This window comes from Stutzerimonas frequens (assembly GCF_024448335.1).
In the GTDB taxonomy this organism is placed as follows: domain Bacteria; phylum Pseudomonadota; class Gammaproteobacteria; order Pseudomonadales; family Pseudomonadaceae; genus Stutzerimonas; species Stutzerimonas frequens.
Genome location: NZ_JAMOHM010000015.1, coordinates 77,674 through 91,315, shown reverse-complemented (window position 1 = coordinate 91,315; position 13,642 = coordinate 77,674). Strand labels below are relative to the sequence as shown.

Here is a 13,642-nt window from a genome sequence, read left to right as displayed (position 1 = left end):
AAGCTGGTAGCGCAGTCATCGGTATACGTGGTGCATGCTCCCGTCGGCGGGTGTTCACCGCTGACGGTCCTGCAGTGTCGGCCCGGAGGTTGGCGATGAGTCAGGCGCAGCTCAAGGCCAGACCGCGCAGCCGTACGCTGCTGGTGGTGGATGATCGCGAGGCCAATCTGGTGGCGATGGAGGCGCTGCTGGGCGACGGTGACTGGCAGGTGCATACGGTCAACTCCGGCGAGGCGGCGCTCAAGGCCTTGTTGGAACTCGACGTGGAGCTGGTCCTGCTGGATGTGCAGATGCCTGGCATGGATGGCTTCGAGGTTGCCCGCTTGATGCGCGGCAGTCCGCATACCCGCTATACGCCGATCATCTTCGTCTCGGCCATCGCGCATACCCGTGATTCGGTGTTGCGCGGCTATGCCACCGGCGCGGTGGATTTCATCCTCAAACCGTTTGACCCGCAGGTGCTCAAGCACAAGATCAACACGCTGTTGGCCCACGAGCACAACCGGCGCGATCTGCAGTTGCTCACCCAGCAACTCGACAGTGCCCGCGCGTTCAACGCGTCGGTGCTGAGCAACGCCGCCGAAGGCATTCTGGTGGTTGCCGAGGACGGCATCATCAGCTTTGCCAACCCGGCGATCGCCGGCATGCTGCACACCCGCGTCGAAGACCTGCAGGGCACACCCTTGCTGTCACACCTGGCCGCACCGGATATGCCCGCGGAGTGGCACGAGTCGGACTTCTATCGTTACTGGCGCAGTGGCTCGACCTTCCGCCTGCACGAAGCGCAGCTGCATACCGCCAACGGAACGCCGCTGCCGGTGGCGCTATCGAGCTCGCCGCTGCCGCGCCAGCAGCGCTCGATGGTGGTGATCGCCCTGGATATGTCAGTGGTGCGCAACCTGCACACGCAGCTGGAAACCCAGGCGGTCACCGACTCGCTCACCGGACTGCTCAATCGCCGCGGGTTCCATCAGGCGCTGGAATCGTCGCTGGCACGGGTCGATCGCAACGGCAAGCGCATGGCGATCCTCTACATCGATCTGGACGGCTTCAAGCGCATCAACGATTCGCTCGGCCACGACGCCGGTGATGAAATCCTCTGCAAGGTGGCGCGCCTGCTGGAAACCTGCATGCGCCCGTACGACATCATCGCGCGCATGGGGGGCGACGAGTTCACCGCGCTGCTCGATTCCCTAGACCAGCCGGAGGACGCCGCGCGGGTCGCGGAAAAACTCATCGAACTGATCTCGGTGCGGCACAAGATCGATGGCACCGAGGTAACCCTGGGCGCCAGCATCGGCATCGCGCACTTTCCCGACTGCGGAGTCAGTGTCGACCAATTGCTGCGCTCGGCCGATATGGCGATGTACGAGGCCAAACGCGCCGGTCGGCGGCAGTATCGCTTTTTCTCCAGCGATATGAACGAGCGGGCGCATGCGCGGCTGATGATGGAGGAGAACCTGCGCAGCGCCACCGACCGCAACGATTTCGAGCTGCTCTACCAGCCGCAGGTGATGCTCGACAGCGGAGCCCTGCGCGGTTTCGAAGGCCTGTTGCGCTGGCCGCAGGGCGAGGCCGGCGAGAACCAGCCCGGCGTGTTCATCCCATTGCTGGAAGAGACCCGGCTGATCGAGCGGGTAGGCGACTGGGTGCTGCGCGAAGGGATGAACGAGTACGTGCGCTGGCTGCCAGCCCTCGGCACCGACCTGATCCTCAGCCTGAACGTCAGTCCGGTGCAATTCAGCCGGGCCGGGCTGTTCGATTCACTGCGACGGCTGCTTGATGAATACCAGCTGAACCCGGCTCAGCTGGAGCTGGAAGTCACCGAAGGCACGTTGATGCAGGATCTCGACCAAAGCTGCGAGAAGCTGCGGCAGCTGCGCAAGCTCGGGGTGCGCGTGGCAATCGACGACTTCGGCACCGGCTATTCATCACTGGCCTATCTGCGGCATTTCGAACTGGACACGCTGAAGATCGACCGGCTGTTCATCGCCAATATGCTGGACTCGCCGCGCGATGCGGCGGTCGTCAGCACCATCATCGACCTGGGGCGCAACCTGGGGCTGGAAGTGGTGGCGGAGGGCGTGGAAACCCTCGCTCAGCGCGATTGGCTGGTGGAAAACGGCTGTGATGTCATGCAGGGCTTCCTCGTGTCCCCTGCGGTTACCGCTGAGCAGGCGCGCGCCTTTGCGGCGCAGCCCGTCTGGCAGCCGCCGAGCCGCTAGAGCTGCCTCAGCGGCGCGGCGCAAACTGCTCGTGCAGTTGCGCCAGCTCGGCGTCCTTTTCGCTCCATAGTTCGTTGACCCACTGCTGGAAGCTCAGTCGATAGGCCTCTTCCTGGTCATAGTTTCTGCGCAGGAACTCGCCAGGGATCGGCTGTGCCTTGAGCCGCAGGACCACCTCGGGAATGTTGCCGGCGAGCAGATCCCAGAAGCTCGGTCGACCGTGCGGGTAGTGGATGGTGACGTTGATCAATGCCGTCAGCTGCTCGCCCATGGCGTCGATGACGAAGGCGATGCCGCCGGCCCGGGGCTTGAGCAGGTGGCGGTAAGGGGACGCCTGCTCGCCGTGCTTGTCCTCGGTAAAACGCGTGCCTTCGAGGAAGTTGAACACCGACACCGGGTTGGTCCGATAACGCTCGCAGGCCCGCCGCGTGGTGGCCAGGTCCTCGCCGCGCTTTTCCGGGTGCTTGGCCAGGTATTCCTTGCTGAAGCGCTTCATGAACGGAAACTCCAGCGCCCACCAGCACAGGCCGATCACGGGCACCCAGATCAGCTCCTGCTTGAGGAAGAACTTGAGGAACGGCATGCGCCGGTTGAGCTGGTACTGCAGCACCAGGATGTCCGCCCAGCTCTGGTGATTGCTGGTCACCAGGTAGGAGTGATGCATATCGACCTGATCCAGCCCCTGCACGTCCCAGCGGATTGGACGGACCAGGTCCATCCAGAAGCTGTTCATCGCGATCCAGGACTCGGCGATCCAGTGCATGCCGAAGCGCAGTGTGCGTTGTACCGCGGGAAGGGGAAGCGCCAACTTGAGCAGTGACAGGGCGAACAGCGGCCAGCACCAGAACAGGGTATTGAGCGCGAGCAACAGCGCGGCGAGGGCGCCTCGCACTGGCGCGGGGAGGAAATTCAGCATGGAATTCTCATCGATACGGCTGATTCGAGGCGCCAAGAGTAGCGATTATGCGCTGAACTGCAACTATCGAGAGCGAAAAGCGATTGCTGCCGCCGGCCCCAGGGCGCGGCGACAGCGATCGTCGAGGCCGATCAGGCCTTCTGGTTGGCGGCCTGCAGTGCGGTCAGGGCGATGGTGAAGACGATGTCGTCCACCAGGGCGCCGCGCGACAGGTCGTTCACCGGCTTGGCCAGGCCCTGCAGCATCGGGCCGACGCTGAGGCAGTTGGCGTTGCGCTGAACGGCCTTGTAGGTGGTGTTGCCGGTGTTCAGGTCGGGGAAGATGAACACCGTGGCCTGGCCGGCTACCTTGCTGTTCGGCGCCTTCTGCCGGCCGACGCTGAGCACGGAGGCGGCGTCGTACTGCAGCGGGCCGTCGATCGGCAGCTCCGGTGCGCGCTCCTGGGCGATGCGCGTGGCTTCGGCGACCTTCTCGACTTCCGCTCCGCTGCCGGAGCTGCCGGTGGAGTAGCTGATCATCGCCACACGCGGGTTGACGCCCAGCGCCACGGCAGACTCGGCGCTCTGCAGGGCGATTTCGGCCAGCTCGGTAGCGCTCGGGTTCGGGTTTACCGCGCAGTCGCCATAGACCAGTACCTGGTCCGGCAGCAGCATGAAGAACACCGAGGATACCAGGCTGTAGCCCGGTGCAGTCTTGATCAGCTGCAGGGCCGGGCGGATGGTGTTGGCGGTGGTGTGCACGGCACCGGAAACCAGGCCGTCCACTTCGTCCAGTGCCAGCATCATGGTGCCGAGGACCACGGTGTCCTTCAGCTGCTCGCGGGCATCGTCGGGCGTCAGGCCCTTGGCCTTGCGCATTTCGCACATCGGCTCGACGTAGCGGTTGGCGATGCTGTCCGGATCGAGGATCTCCAGGCTGGCCGGCAGGGTGATGCCCTGCTCGCGGGCGACCTGCTGGACTTCCTCCGGATTGGCCAACAGCACGCAGCGGGCGATGCCACGCTCCTGGCAGATGGCGGCGGCGCGGATGGTGCGCGGCTCGTTGCCTTCCGGCAGTACGATGCGCTTGTTGGCGTCCTGGGCGCGCTTGACCAGCTGGTAGCGGAATGCGGCCGGCGACATGCGCAGCTCGCCACGCGGTACGCTGCAGCGGGTGTGGAGGAATTCCGGGTGCAGGTGCTTGGCGATGAACTCGGTCACGCGGGTGGCGCGCTCGATATCGTCCGCCGGGGTTTCCTTGTTCAGGCCGAACAGGTTGTTGGCCGTATCGTAGGAGTTGCTCTCCACGGTCATCACCGGCAGGCCGCCATCCAGGGCGGCCTTGCACAGCTCGAGGATGCGAGGGTCCGGCTCGAAGTCGCTGCACAGCAGCAGGCCGGCGAGCTTCTCGCCGTTGAGCGAGGCCAGGCTGGCGGCGAGGATGATGTCGTCGCGGTCGCCCGGGGTCACCACGAGCACGCCGGAGCGCAGCAGTTGCACGGTGTTGGGCACGGCGCGGGCGCAGAGAACGATCTTGTTCACGCGGCGCTGGTCGGCCTCGCCGGCGTTGAGCACCTGGGCGCCGAGCAGTTCGGCGATGTCACGGGTGCGCAGGGCGTTGAGTTCCTCGGAGAACGGGATGGCGCCGAGCAGCTGGAAGTCGGCGCTGCCCAGCAGCGGCAGGTGCTGCTTGAGGCTGTCGATAAAGGCCGGCAGACCTTCTTCGGTCTTGACCTTGTTGAGGATCACGCCGAGCACTTTCGGATCCTTGGCGCCGCCGTACAGCTGGGCCTGGATCTCGATGCGTTCGGCCAGGCGCTTGAGGCTGTCGCTGCCCTGGGCGCCGATCAGGATGACCTCGGCGTCCAGGCTCTTGGCCAGCTGGGTGTTGATGCGCTGGGTGTAGTTGGACTCGCGGGTCGGCACCATGCCTTCGACGATGACCACGTCCTTGCCCACAGCAACTTGCTGGAAGCGGCTGACCACGTCTTCGAGCAGCAGGTCGATCTCGCCATCGGCAAGCTGGCGCTCGACCTGTTCCAGCGGCAGCGGCTCGGGAGAGGTCAGGTTCAGCGTGCGCTCGACCAGGATGCAGGAGCGTTCACGGCCCTGGTCGACCGGGAAGGGTTGAGCGATCGGCTTGAAGAAGCCGACCTTCAGCCCGGCGCTTTCCAGCGCGCGGATCAGGCCAAGGCTGATGGAGTTGAGGCCGCCGCCGAAACCGGTAGGGGCAAGGAAGAGTGTGTGCATGGCATCTCCTAGTGGACAGGGTGCTCGGGTAACGGGAGCTGGGCGCCGGCTAGGCTAGGCGACTCGCCCGGGGGCGGAAACTGCCGGATTGCCGCGGCGCTCAAGAGCAGAAACCCGACGGCGGAGCCAGTCGGGTTTCGTATCGCTGCTCGCCTGCTGTGCTCAGGCGTCCAGCAGGGCTAGCGTGTCGAGGGCAATCTGGCGCTCCTCGTTGGTCGGCACGACCATGACGCGCGGGCTGCCCTCGGCTTGGATCTCGCCGGCAACGCCGCGGGTGCAGCGGGCGTTGGCCTCGGCATCGAGCTTGAAGCCGAACAGCTTGAGGTGATCCAGGGTGCGCTCGCGTACGGCCGAGGAGTTCTCGCCGATACCGCCGGTGAAGACCAGACCGTCCAGCTGCGGCAGGGCGCAGGACATGGCGGCCAGCGACTTGGCCAGGCGATAGCAGAACACCTCGAAGGCCAGCACGGCGCCCGGATGGCCAGCCTGGCGCGCTTCGGCCAGGGTGCGCATGTCGTTGGACAGGCCGGACAGTCCCTTCAGGCCGCTCTCCTTGTTGAGCATGTTGTCGATCTTGGCCAGATCCCAGCCCAGAGTCTTGTTCAGGAAGTTCTGCAGGCTCGGATCGACGTCGCCGCTGCGGGTGCCCATGACCAGGCCTTCGAGCGGGGTCAGGCCCATGCTGGTGTCGCGGCTTTCGCCATTGACCACGGCGCAGGTCGAGCAGCCGTTGCCCAGGTGAGCGACCAGCCAGCTGCTGTTCTCGACCGGCAGGCCGGCCAGCTCCGCGGCGCGCTTGCTGACGTAGCGATGGCTGGTGCCGTGGAAGCCGTAGCGGCGTACGCCGTGCTCCTTGTAGAGCACATCCGGCACGGCATAACGGTAGGCGTGCTCGGGCATGGTCTGGTGGAAGGCGGTGTCGAACACGCCGACCTGTGGCAGTTCGGGGAAAAGATTGATGGCGGCGTGGATACCGCTCAGGTTGGCCGGGTTGTGCAGCGGTGCCAGCTGGATGTTGGCTTCGATGCCGGCGAGGGTTTCATCGGTGAGCAGCGACGAGGCGAAGAACTTCTCGCCACCGTGCACGACACGGTGGCCGATGCCGTCCAGGTGGCCACCGGCGGCGTCTTCCACGCGCGGCAGGATCTGGGCCAGAGCAGCCTGATGATCGGCATTGGGCACCTTGACGCTTTCCTTGCCAGCGGCGCTCTCGAAGTGGATGACGGCCTCCGGGCTGCCGATGCATTCGGCCAGGCCTTGTAGTGGGAAGGTCGCTTGCGCTTCGTTGACCAGGGCGAACTTGATCGACGAGCTGCCACAGTTAATCACCAGGATGTTACGAGCCGACATCGGTGCTCCTTGGATCTCTAATGTTATTGAAATGGGTGCCAAAGATACTTTTCGCGGATTCTTGCACATCGGCCATGAAAGCGATGCCATCCAAAGGTTGTAGTCCCACGTTCGATGGGACTACATCGTGACCGCTTGCGACGAGCGGCGATTGGTCCGTTCATCCAAGGTCGGTTCGCAATCGGCGTGGCGGATGGTTAAACTTCGACATCCATTCTCTAAAGCAAAGGTTCTGCCCCATGCTGATTGCCGCTAACAAGGCTGTCTCCATCGACTACACACTCACCAACGACGCCGGTGAGGTGATCGACAGCTCGGCCGGCGGCGCGCCGCTGGTCTACCTGCACGGCGCAGGCAACATCATCCCCGGCCTGGAAAAGGCGCTTGAGGGCAAGCAGGGCGGTGACCAGATTCAGGTCGCCATCGAGCCGCAGGACGCTTACGGCGAGTACAGCCCGGAGCTGGTCGCTACGCTGAATCGCGCCATGTTCGAAGGCGTCGACGAACTCGAAGTCGGTATGCAGTTCCACGCCTCGGGTCCCGATGGCGGCATGCAGATCGTCACCATTCGCGACGTCGAAGGCGACGACGTGATCGTCGACGGCAACCACCCACTGGCCGGCCAGCGCCTGAACTTCGACGTCAAGGTCGTCAGCGTGCGTGACGCCAGCGAGGAAGAAGTGGCCCACGGTCACATCCATGGCGAGGGTGGTCACCACCACTGATCCGGCTGCCCTAACGGCGACCGCACGCACGGCGGCAGGAATGGCTGCCGTGCCGATCGAAAAAGAGAGCGCTCCGGTCGTGTGCCGGGGCGTTTTTTTGTCAGGAGAAATGTCATGAGCGCATTCCATCAATTGGTGTTGCCAGGCCTGGGTGGCGAGGAATTGCCGCTGGCGCAGTTCGGCGATCGGATCACGTTGGTGGTCAATGTCGCCTCGCAGTGTGGCCTGACGCCGCAATACGCCGGCCTCGAGCGGTTGCAGCAGCAGTACGCCGCGCGCGGCTTCAGTGTGCTGGGCGTGCCGTGCAATCAGTTCGCTGCGCAGGAGCCAGGTAGCGACGATGAGATCCGCTCGTTCTGCACGCTGAACTACGGCGTCAGCTTCCCCCTGAGCGGCAAGCTCGAAGTCAACGGACCGCAGCGTCATCCGCTGTATCGGCTGCTGGCAGGTGAGGGCGCCGATTTTCCCGGGGACATCAGCTGGAACTTCGAGAAGTTCCTCGTCGGCAAGGATGGCCGAGTACTGGCGCGCTTCTCGCCGCGCACCACGCCGGACGATCCTGCCCTGATCCAGGCAATCGAAAGCGCCCTGAGCTGATCCCGCCAGATCGCGCGGCCGCGATTGCGGTCGCGCATCTTTCTTCCCGCTCTGCGTGTTATGCCATCGCTGCCATGGTTGCGGCTGAATAAGCGCCATGGATGATGCTGTGCCGGCGAGACGACCGGTCATATTCTCGGCGCATGAGCAATCCAGCACGCAACGACAAGCGCGACCTTATCCTCTCCAAGGGCGCCCAGGTGATGACCCGCCGCGGCTACCACGGTACCGGGGTCCAGGAAATCGTCCAGGCCGCGGGAATTCCCAAGGGCTCGTTCTACCATTACTTCGCCAGCAAGGAAGACTTCGCCTTGCAGGCGCTGGAGTACATCTATGCTCCGCGGCTGGAGCGCTATCGGCTGGCGCTGAGCAACGCCGTATTGCCGCCCGCGCAGCGCATCCTCGATTACTACGCCGACCTCGTTGCGCATTTCGCCCGCCAGGAAAAGCCCGAATATCACTGCTTCATCGGTAGCCTGAGCTTCGAGATGGCCGAACTCTGTCCGCCTATCGCCACCCGGCTCAGCGAGATTCTGGCGCGCTCCGTCGAGCTGCTCGCGCACTGCCTGGAGCAGGCGCGCAGCACGGGCGCGCTTGCGCCGGACAGCAATAGCCAGGTCGTTGCCGAGTTCATCAGCAACGCCTGGGAAGGCGCGCTGCTACGCATGAAAGTGAGCGGCAGCGTCGCACCACTGCAGGTTTTCCTCCAGCAGCTCGAGCGCCTGCTGGCGCCGGTCGCACCTCATTCACCGGGCGCGAGCGCCCGGTTGCCTTGCCCAGATGAATAAAAAGGAGTCGTATCGATGACCGCTAGCGTACAAGCCCTGTTTGAGCCCTTCGAATTGGGCGCCCTTCGTTTGCCGACCCGTGTGGTCATGGCACCGATGACCCGTTCGTTCTCACCCAACGGCGTGCCCACTGCCGACGTGGTGGAGTACTACCGCCGGCGTGCTGCCTCCGGGGTCGGACTGATCATCACCGAAGGCACCACGGTCGGTCATGCCGCGGCGAACGGCTATCCCCATGTGCCGCGCTTCTACGGTGAGGATGCCCTGGCTGGCTGGAAGGCGGTGGTCGAAGCGGTGCATGCCGCTGGCGGCAAGATCGTCCCGCAGCTCTGGCACGTAGGCAACGTGCGCCGCAAGGGCACCGAGCCAGAGCCGGAAGTGCCGGGTTATGGGCCGATGGAAAAGCAGAAGGACGGGCAGGTCGTCGTGCATGGCATGACCAAGCAGGACATTCAGGATGTGATCGAGGCCTTCGCCCAGGCTGCCCGCGATGCGCAGGCGATCGGCATGGACGGCGTCGAGATTCACGGCGCTCACGGCTATCTGATCGACCAGTTCTTCTGGGAAGGCAGCAACCAGCGCACCGACGAGTACGGCGGCAGCCTGGCCAACCGCTCGCGCTTCGCCATCGAGCTGGTGCAGGCCGTACGCGCAGCGGTCGGCCCCGATTTCCCGGTCATCTTCCGCTTCTCGCAGTGGAAGCAGCAGGACTACACGGCACGCCTGGTGCAGTCGCCCGAAGAACTCGGCGAGTTCCTGGCACCTTTGTCGGCGGCCGGCGTGGACATCTTCCATTGCTCGACGCGGCGTTTCTGGGAGCCGGAGTTCGAAGGCTCCGAGCTCAACCTGGCCGGCTGGACCCGCCAGCTGACCGGCAAGCCGACCATCACCGTGGGTAGCGTCGGCCTGGATGGCGAATTCCTGCAGTTCATGGTCAAGACCGACAAGGTGGCGCAGCCGGCCAACATCGAAGGGCTGCTGGAGCGGCTGAACAAGGCCGAGTTCGATCTGGTGGCCGTGGGACGTGCCCTGATCTGCGATCCGGAATGGGCGGTAAAGGTGCGTGAAGGGCGGATGGAAGAGATCCTGCCGTTCAGTCGGGAAGCGTTGAAGACGCTGGCGTGAGTGACGGCGGCAGCCAGGGTGATCTGGCTGCCGATTTCCCCTTACCCGGCAGCATTCGATCTCGCCAGGCCTTCGTGCTGTAGCTGTCAGCATGTGACGTGGTGCGGACGGAGAGATTCGAACTCTCACACCTTGCGGCGCTGGAACCTGACCGCCGAGCGCGACGCCTGACGTCTATGCGGGTCGGTCCAACTGCCGATTCGGCCCGCCTTCCCGGACCCAGAACAGCGTCGCCCCCGCCACCGCCGCGGGCATGATCAGCAGGTTCAGCACCGGCACCAGCAACGCCGCATAGGTCACCGCGCCAAAGCTCAGGCTCTGCCAGCGGCGCTGGCGCAGCCACACCATCATGTCCGCCCAGCTCAGCTTGTTGTTGTCCGCTGGATAGTCGATGTATTGCACCGCCATCATCCACACGCCGAACAACAGCCATAACGGTGCAGCCGCAAGGTTCAGCACCGGGATGAACGAGAGCACCAGCAGGGCCAGCGCACGCGGTGCGAAGTAGGCCAGCTTGCGCAATTCACGACCGATGGTGCGCGGTAGCATGGCGAGCAGCTCGGTCCAGCTGAACGGCGGGGCGGCATCTTCCCCGCGTACCACCACCTCGACCTTTTCAGCGAGAAAGCCGTTGAACGGCGCGGCGATGATGTTGGCCAGCATGGTGAAGGTGAAGAACACCATCAGCACCACCAGTGCAACGAACAGCGGCCAGAGCAGGTATTCGAGAAAGGCCAGCCAGCTCGGCAGGCTCGGCATGAAGGTGTCGACCCAACCGCTGAACTGGCCCACGGCCAGCCAGATCAGGCCGAAGAACAGCAGTACGTTCACGGTCAGGGGCAGGATCACGAACAGGCGCAGCCCCGGGCTAAGCACCAGGCGCAGACCTTCGCGCAGGTACTGCGGGCCGGAAAGAGCGGATACGGGCATGGCATCTCCTGTGAGGCGTTGTCGCGACGGGAAGGCGGGATAGCCCATGACTATGGGCGAGATGCGAAAACTGAATTATCCGCAGCGCTGCGTGATGGGTAAGGTGGCGCCCATCGCTTTTCGGGTCATCCGCTCCTTAAGCCTTCCCCAAGTGCTTGGATGACCCTTTTTATTTCAGTCGAGTCGGGCGAACCGGCTCGCAACGCACGGCGTCTACTTGCGCTTGAGCGGCACGCTGTCGAAGCGCACGCCTGGCAACCCGGTTTCCATCAGAGCGCGAATGTTGCGGTGGTCGCTGCCGTTCGGGGTGGCCAGCACCGCCTGGTAGTGTTCGCCGAATGCGAGCAAGGCCTCTTCGGTGCTGAAACCCTCCAGTACCGCCAGACCAAGTGTCTTGCAGGAACCTTCGTTCTCGCCAGCAGCGTTCTCGACGGCTCCGTTGACGAAACGAGTGGGCTGGTAGTCGTAGGCGGCCTCGATAAAGGCGAGCGTTTCACTGAACGCGTGGTTGCGATTGCGCAGGCTGGCGCGGAAGTCCTTGAGGTCTTTCATGGTTTCTGTGCCTTGTCGAAAGCGGCCTGCTGCTCGGCGCTCGCTTCCTTCTGATAACGTTTTTTCCATTCACTGTAAGGCATGCCGTATACCTCTTCGCGGGCCTGGTCGATGCTCACTTCGACTTCCAGATCGTCCGCGGCGGCCTTGTACCACTTCGACAGGCAGTTGCGACAGAAACCAGCCAGGTTCATCAGTTCGATGTTCTGGACGTCGGGGCGGGTGCGCAGGTGCTGGACCAGGCGGCGGAAAGCGGCAGCTTCCAGTTCGGTGCGTTCTTGCTCGTTCATCTCTCGGGTCTCGGCGTTGGCTGAGGTCGGCCGGATCATAACCTCGCGTCGTTGAGCGAACCAGCCTTGCGCAGGGTCAATCCCGATGGGCTGCCAGGGTGATCGATACCGACTCGGCGAAGCGCAGCGCGTGAGGTTTGTCGACCTCGACTTCGGCGTAACGGACCTGCGGATAACGCATCACCAGATCGAGGATCTCCTGGGTCAGCCGCTCCAGCAGGGCGAATCGGTTGTCCTCGACGTGCTGGATGATCGCCTTGGTGATGGTGCGGTAGTTCAGTGCCTGCTCGATATCGTTCTCGCGTACCGCTTCGGCGGCAGGGTAGAGCATGGTCAGGTTGATCAGCACGTCCTGGCGATTGAGGATTTCTTCTTCCTTGATGCCGATGTAGGTGCGCAGCCGTAGGTCCTTGACGCGGATGCGCGCCATCGCGGGTTCCAGTCTGGGCATGTCGTCTCCTTGTCGTGTTAGATCAGATGGCGACCGCCATTGACGGTCAGTGTGGTGCCGGTGACGTAGGGGTTGTCGAGCAGATAGCGCAGGCTCTGGTAGATCACCTCGGCGCCGGGCTCGATGCCCAGTGCGGACTTGGCCAGCGCCTTGCGGCGATAGTCCTCGTCGTCGTCCGGATTGAACTGGATCAGCGCCGGTGCAATGCCGTTGACCTTGATCTGCGGCGCCAGGCTGGCGGCGAAGGACAGTGTCAAGTTGTCCAGACCAGCCTTGCTCGCAGCGTAGGCGATGTGCTTCTTGCTGCCCTTGCGGGTGACGTCGTCCCCGATGTGCACGATATCCGCTGGGCCGCCATGGCGCAGCAGCTCGGCGCAGTGCAGGTTGATCAGATAGGGCGCGAGCATATGCACCTGGAACAGCTGGCGAAACGCCTCGGCTTCCTGCCCCGGGGTATCCGCGCGCCACTCGGAGGCGTTGTGGATGATGGCCCGCAGGCTGGAGATCTGTTGCCGGATGGCTGCAATGAAGTCATGGATGCCGGCTTCGGTGCTGAAGTCCGCCTGCAGCGCCAGCGCACCGCGGGCCCGCAGGCGTGCGATGCTGTCGCGCTCGCGACGATAGGTGACGATGATCGGGAAGCCGTCATCCAGCAGCCGCTCGGCGCAATGCAGGCCGATTCGCTGGCTGGCTCCGGTGATTAGAATCGGTGCCTGATGCATGAGAGTCCACTGCCGGATCATGAATGGGCCGCTGGTCTTTGCCAGCGGCCGCTACAGGCGTGGCAGCTTACACCAGATCGGTCGGCGGCTCAGGCTGCAGGCGGGGGTGTAGCCGCTGGTGCTGACGATAGAGGAACGAGCGGATGCGCTCAGCGTCCCGTTCCTGTGGGAATTCCACCTCGTAGGCGGCCAGTCCTCCGGTCAGCTCGCGTACGCGATGGGCATCGATCTCCAACGGTGTGTCGTCCGGCAGGGCCAGGCGCAGGTGAAAATGCTTGGGTGGTCTACGATGTTTGCCGGACTCCACCAGCAGGCCGTGGGGAGAAAGCTCATGCACGCTGAGCGAGCTTTTGCCACCGTCGTTCTCCAGCAAGGGTAGCGGTTCGTCCAGGTGCAGACGCCAGGCGCGCGTCGTCGGGCCGCGTTCGTAGATCACCGGAGGCGCCAGCTGCAGATTGAGGCTGTGAAGCTCGTCCTCCTCGAGCTGCACGGGAAACGACATGCAGAAATCTTCGAACTCGGCTTGCAGCGACAGGTTGGCACGGTCCGCCAGTTGCATGAGCAGCTCGTTGGAGTGCGTACCACCGTCGATCCGGAAGCCTGTCGGGCGTTCGCCACTGGCCTCGCCATTGCGTTGCATCAACTTGCGGATGAAGGTCAGTTCGTCTTTGCTGAGAATCGTCTGTTCCGCCATGCGGATAACCTCGGAGGGCAATGCCTCTCCCGTCCAGCGTCGCTGCATG

Annotated in this window: 14 protein-coding genes and 1 tRNA gene; 5 read left to right on the top strand and 10 right to left on the bottom strand. The window is 63.9% G+C overall.

Annotated elements, in window-relative coordinates:
• Positions 1–95 precede the first annotated feature (95 nt).
• Positions 96–2,225, top strand: a complete 2,130-nt coding sequence (locus tag NAO55_RS18020; protein ID WP_102840627.1) for a two-component system response regulator — start codon at positions 96–98, stop codon at positions 2,223–2,225.
• A 7-nt stretch (positions 2,226–2,232) separates the two neighbouring features.
• Here the strand turns inward: NAO55_RS18020 and yihG are convergent, their stop codons facing one another.
• The 3 genes from yihG to NAO55_RS18005 all read right to left on the bottom strand — a co-directional run bounded on the left by yihG (position 2,233) and on the right by NAO55_RS18005 (position 6,719).
• Complete coding sequence (yihG, locus tag NAO55_RS18015; RefSeq protein WP_102840628.1) at positions 2,233–3,141, bottom strand: 1-acylglycerol-3-phosphate O-acyltransferase, YihG family; 909 nt, start codon at positions 3,139–3,141, stop codon at positions 2,233–2,235.
• Between the two features lie 131 nt (positions 3,142–3,272).
• A complete protein-coding gene (pta, locus tag NAO55_RS18010) occupies positions 3,273–5,369 on the bottom strand; it encodes a phosphate acetyltransferase (RefSeq protein ID WP_102840629.1) in 2,097 nt (698 codons plus the stop codon).
• Positions 5,370–5,531: 162 nt separating this feature from the next.
• The gene (locus tag NAO55_RS18005; protein ID WP_102840630.1) at positions 5,532–6,719 is read right to left on the bottom strand and encodes an acetate kinase; all 1,188 of its coding nucleotides are present in this window, start codon (positions 6,717–6,719) and stop codon (positions 5,532–5,534) included.
• A gap of 239 nt (positions 6,720–6,958) precedes the next feature.
• Between NAO55_RS18005 and NAO55_RS18000 the strand changes: the two genes are divergently transcribed.
• From NAO55_RS18000 to NAO55_RS17985, 4 genes are all read left to right on the top strand, one after another.
• Entirely contained in the window at positions 6,959–7,444 is a 486-nt protein-coding gene (locus NAO55_RS18000) for an FKBP-type peptidyl-prolyl cis-trans isomerase (protein WP_063544587.1), read from the top strand.
• 114 nt (positions 7,445–7,558) lie between these two features.
• Entirely contained in the window at positions 7,559–8,041 is a 483-nt protein-coding gene (locus tag NAO55_RS17995) for a glutathione peroxidase (protein WP_063544589.1), read from the top strand.
• 143 nt (positions 8,042–8,184) lie between these two features.
• Positions 8,185–8,829, top strand: a complete 645-nt coding sequence (locus NAO55_RS17990) for a TetR/AcrR family transcriptional regulator (RefSeq protein WP_102840631.1) — start codon at positions 8,185–8,187, stop codon at positions 8,827–8,829.
• Between the two features lie 15 nt (positions 8,830–8,844).
• The gene (locus NAO55_RS17985) at positions 8,845–9,954 is read left to right on the top strand and encodes an NADH:flavin oxidoreductase (RefSeq protein WP_102840632.1); all 1,110 of its coding nucleotides are present in this window, start codon (positions 8,845–8,847) and stop codon (positions 9,952–9,954) included.
• 99 nt (positions 9,955–10,053) lie between these two features.
• Here the strand turns inward: NAO55_RS17985 and NAO55_RS17980 are convergent.
• From NAO55_RS17980 to NAO55_RS17950, 7 genes are all read right to left on the bottom strand, one after another.
• Positions 10,054–10,163: transfer RNA gene (locus tag NAO55_RS17980), tRNA-OTHER, on the bottom strand.
• Positions 10,129–10,884, bottom strand: coding sequence for a sulfate transporter CysZ (gene cysZ / locus NAO55_RS17975; RefSeq protein WP_102840633.1), 756 nt, complete (start codon positions 10,882–10,884; stop codon positions 10,129–10,131). Before cysZ ends, NAO55_RS17980 begins: the two co-directional genes overlap by 35 nt.
• 213 nt (positions 10,885–11,097) lie before the next feature.
• Entirely contained in the window at positions 11,098–11,436 is a 339-nt protein-coding gene (locus NAO55_RS17970) for a HopJ type III effector protein (RefSeq protein WP_102840634.1), read from the bottom strand.
• Complete coding sequence (locus tag NAO55_RS17965) at positions 11,433–11,726, bottom strand: DUF1244 domain-containing protein (RefSeq protein WP_063544771.1); 294 nt, start codon at positions 11,724–11,726, stop codon at positions 11,433–11,435. The genes NAO55_RS17970 and NAO55_RS17965 overlap by 4 nt, the downstream gene beginning before the upstream one ends.
• Before the next feature lie 76 nt (positions 11,727–11,802).
• A complete protein-coding gene (gene folX, locus NAO55_RS17960; protein WP_003285881.1) occupies positions 11,803–12,177 on the bottom strand; it encodes a dihydroneopterin triphosphate 2'-epimerase in 375 nt (124 codons plus the stop codon).
• Positions 12,178–12,194: 17 nt separating this feature from the next.
• On the bottom strand, positions 12,195–12,899 hold the full coding sequence (folM, locus tag NAO55_RS17955; RefSeq protein WP_063544599.1) for a dihydromonapterin reductase: 705 nt from the start codon (positions 12,897–12,899) through the stop codon (positions 12,195–12,197).
• A 67-nt stretch (positions 12,900–12,966) separates the two neighbouring features.
• Positions 12,967–13,593 (bottom strand): PilZ domain-containing protein, encoded by a 627-nt coding sequence (locus NAO55_RS17950; RefSeq protein ID WP_102840635.1) that lies wholly within the window; start codon positions 13,591–13,593, stop codon positions 12,967–12,969.
• Between the last annotated feature and the right edge of the window lie 49 nt (positions 13,594–13,642).

Excerpts from the sequence above, each read along its gene's own strand:
- yihG (WP_102840628.1), bottom strand. The coding sequence starts at position 3,141 with ATGCTGAATTTCCTCCCCGCGCCAGTGCGAGGCGCCCTCGCCGCGCTG.
- folX (WP_003285881.1), bottom strand. The coding sequence starts at position 12,177 with ATGCCCAGACTGGAACCCGCGATGGCGCGCATCCGCGTCAAGGACCTA.
- cysZ (WP_102840633.1), bottom strand. The coding sequence starts at position 10,884 with ATGCCCGTATCCGCTCTTTCCGGCCCGCAGTACCTGCGCGAAGGTCTG.
- NAO55_RS18000 (WP_063544587.1), top strand. The coding sequence starts at position 6,959 with ATGCTGATTGCCGCTAACAAGGCTGTCTCCATCGACTACACACTCACC.
- NAO55_RS17995 (WP_063544589.1), top strand. The coding sequence starts at position 7,559 with ATGAGCGCATTCCATCAATTGGTGTTGCCAGGCCTGGGTGGCGAGGAA.
- NAO55_RS17970 (WP_102840634.1), bottom strand. The coding sequence starts at position 11,436 with ATGAAAGACCTCAAGGACTTCCGCGCCAGCCTGCGCAATCGCAACCAC.
- pta (WP_102840629.1), bottom strand. The coding sequence starts at position 5,369 with ATGCACACACTCTTCCTTGCCCCTACCGGTTTCGGCGGCGGCCTCAAC.
- NAO55_RS17990 (WP_102840631.1), top strand. The coding sequence starts at position 8,185 with ATGAGCAATCCAGCACGCAACGACAAGCGCGACCTTATCCTCTCCAAG.
- NAO55_RS17985 (WP_102840632.1), top strand. The coding sequence starts at position 8,845 with ATGACCGCTAGCGTACAAGCCCTGTTTGAGCCCTTCGAATTGGGCGCC.
- NAO55_RS17950 (WP_102840635.1), bottom strand. The coding sequence starts at position 13,593 with ATGGCGGAACAGACGATTCTCAGCAAAGACGAACTGACCTTCATCCGC.
- folM (WP_063544599.1), bottom strand. The coding sequence starts at position 12,899 with ATGCATCAGGCACCGATTCTAATCACCGGAGCCAGCCAGCGAATCGGC.
- NAO55_RS17965 (WP_063544771.1), bottom strand. The coding sequence starts at position 11,726 with ATGAACGAGCAAGAACGCACCGAACTGGAAGCTGCCGCTTTCCGCCGC.
- NAO55_RS18020 (WP_102840627.1), top strand. The coding sequence starts at position 96 with ATGAGTCAGGCGCAGCTCAAGGCCAGACCGCGCAGCCGTACGCTGCTG.
- NAO55_RS18005 (WP_102840630.1), bottom strand. The coding sequence starts at position 6,719 with ATGTCGGCTCGTAACATCCTGGTGATTAACTGTGGCAGCTCGTCGATC.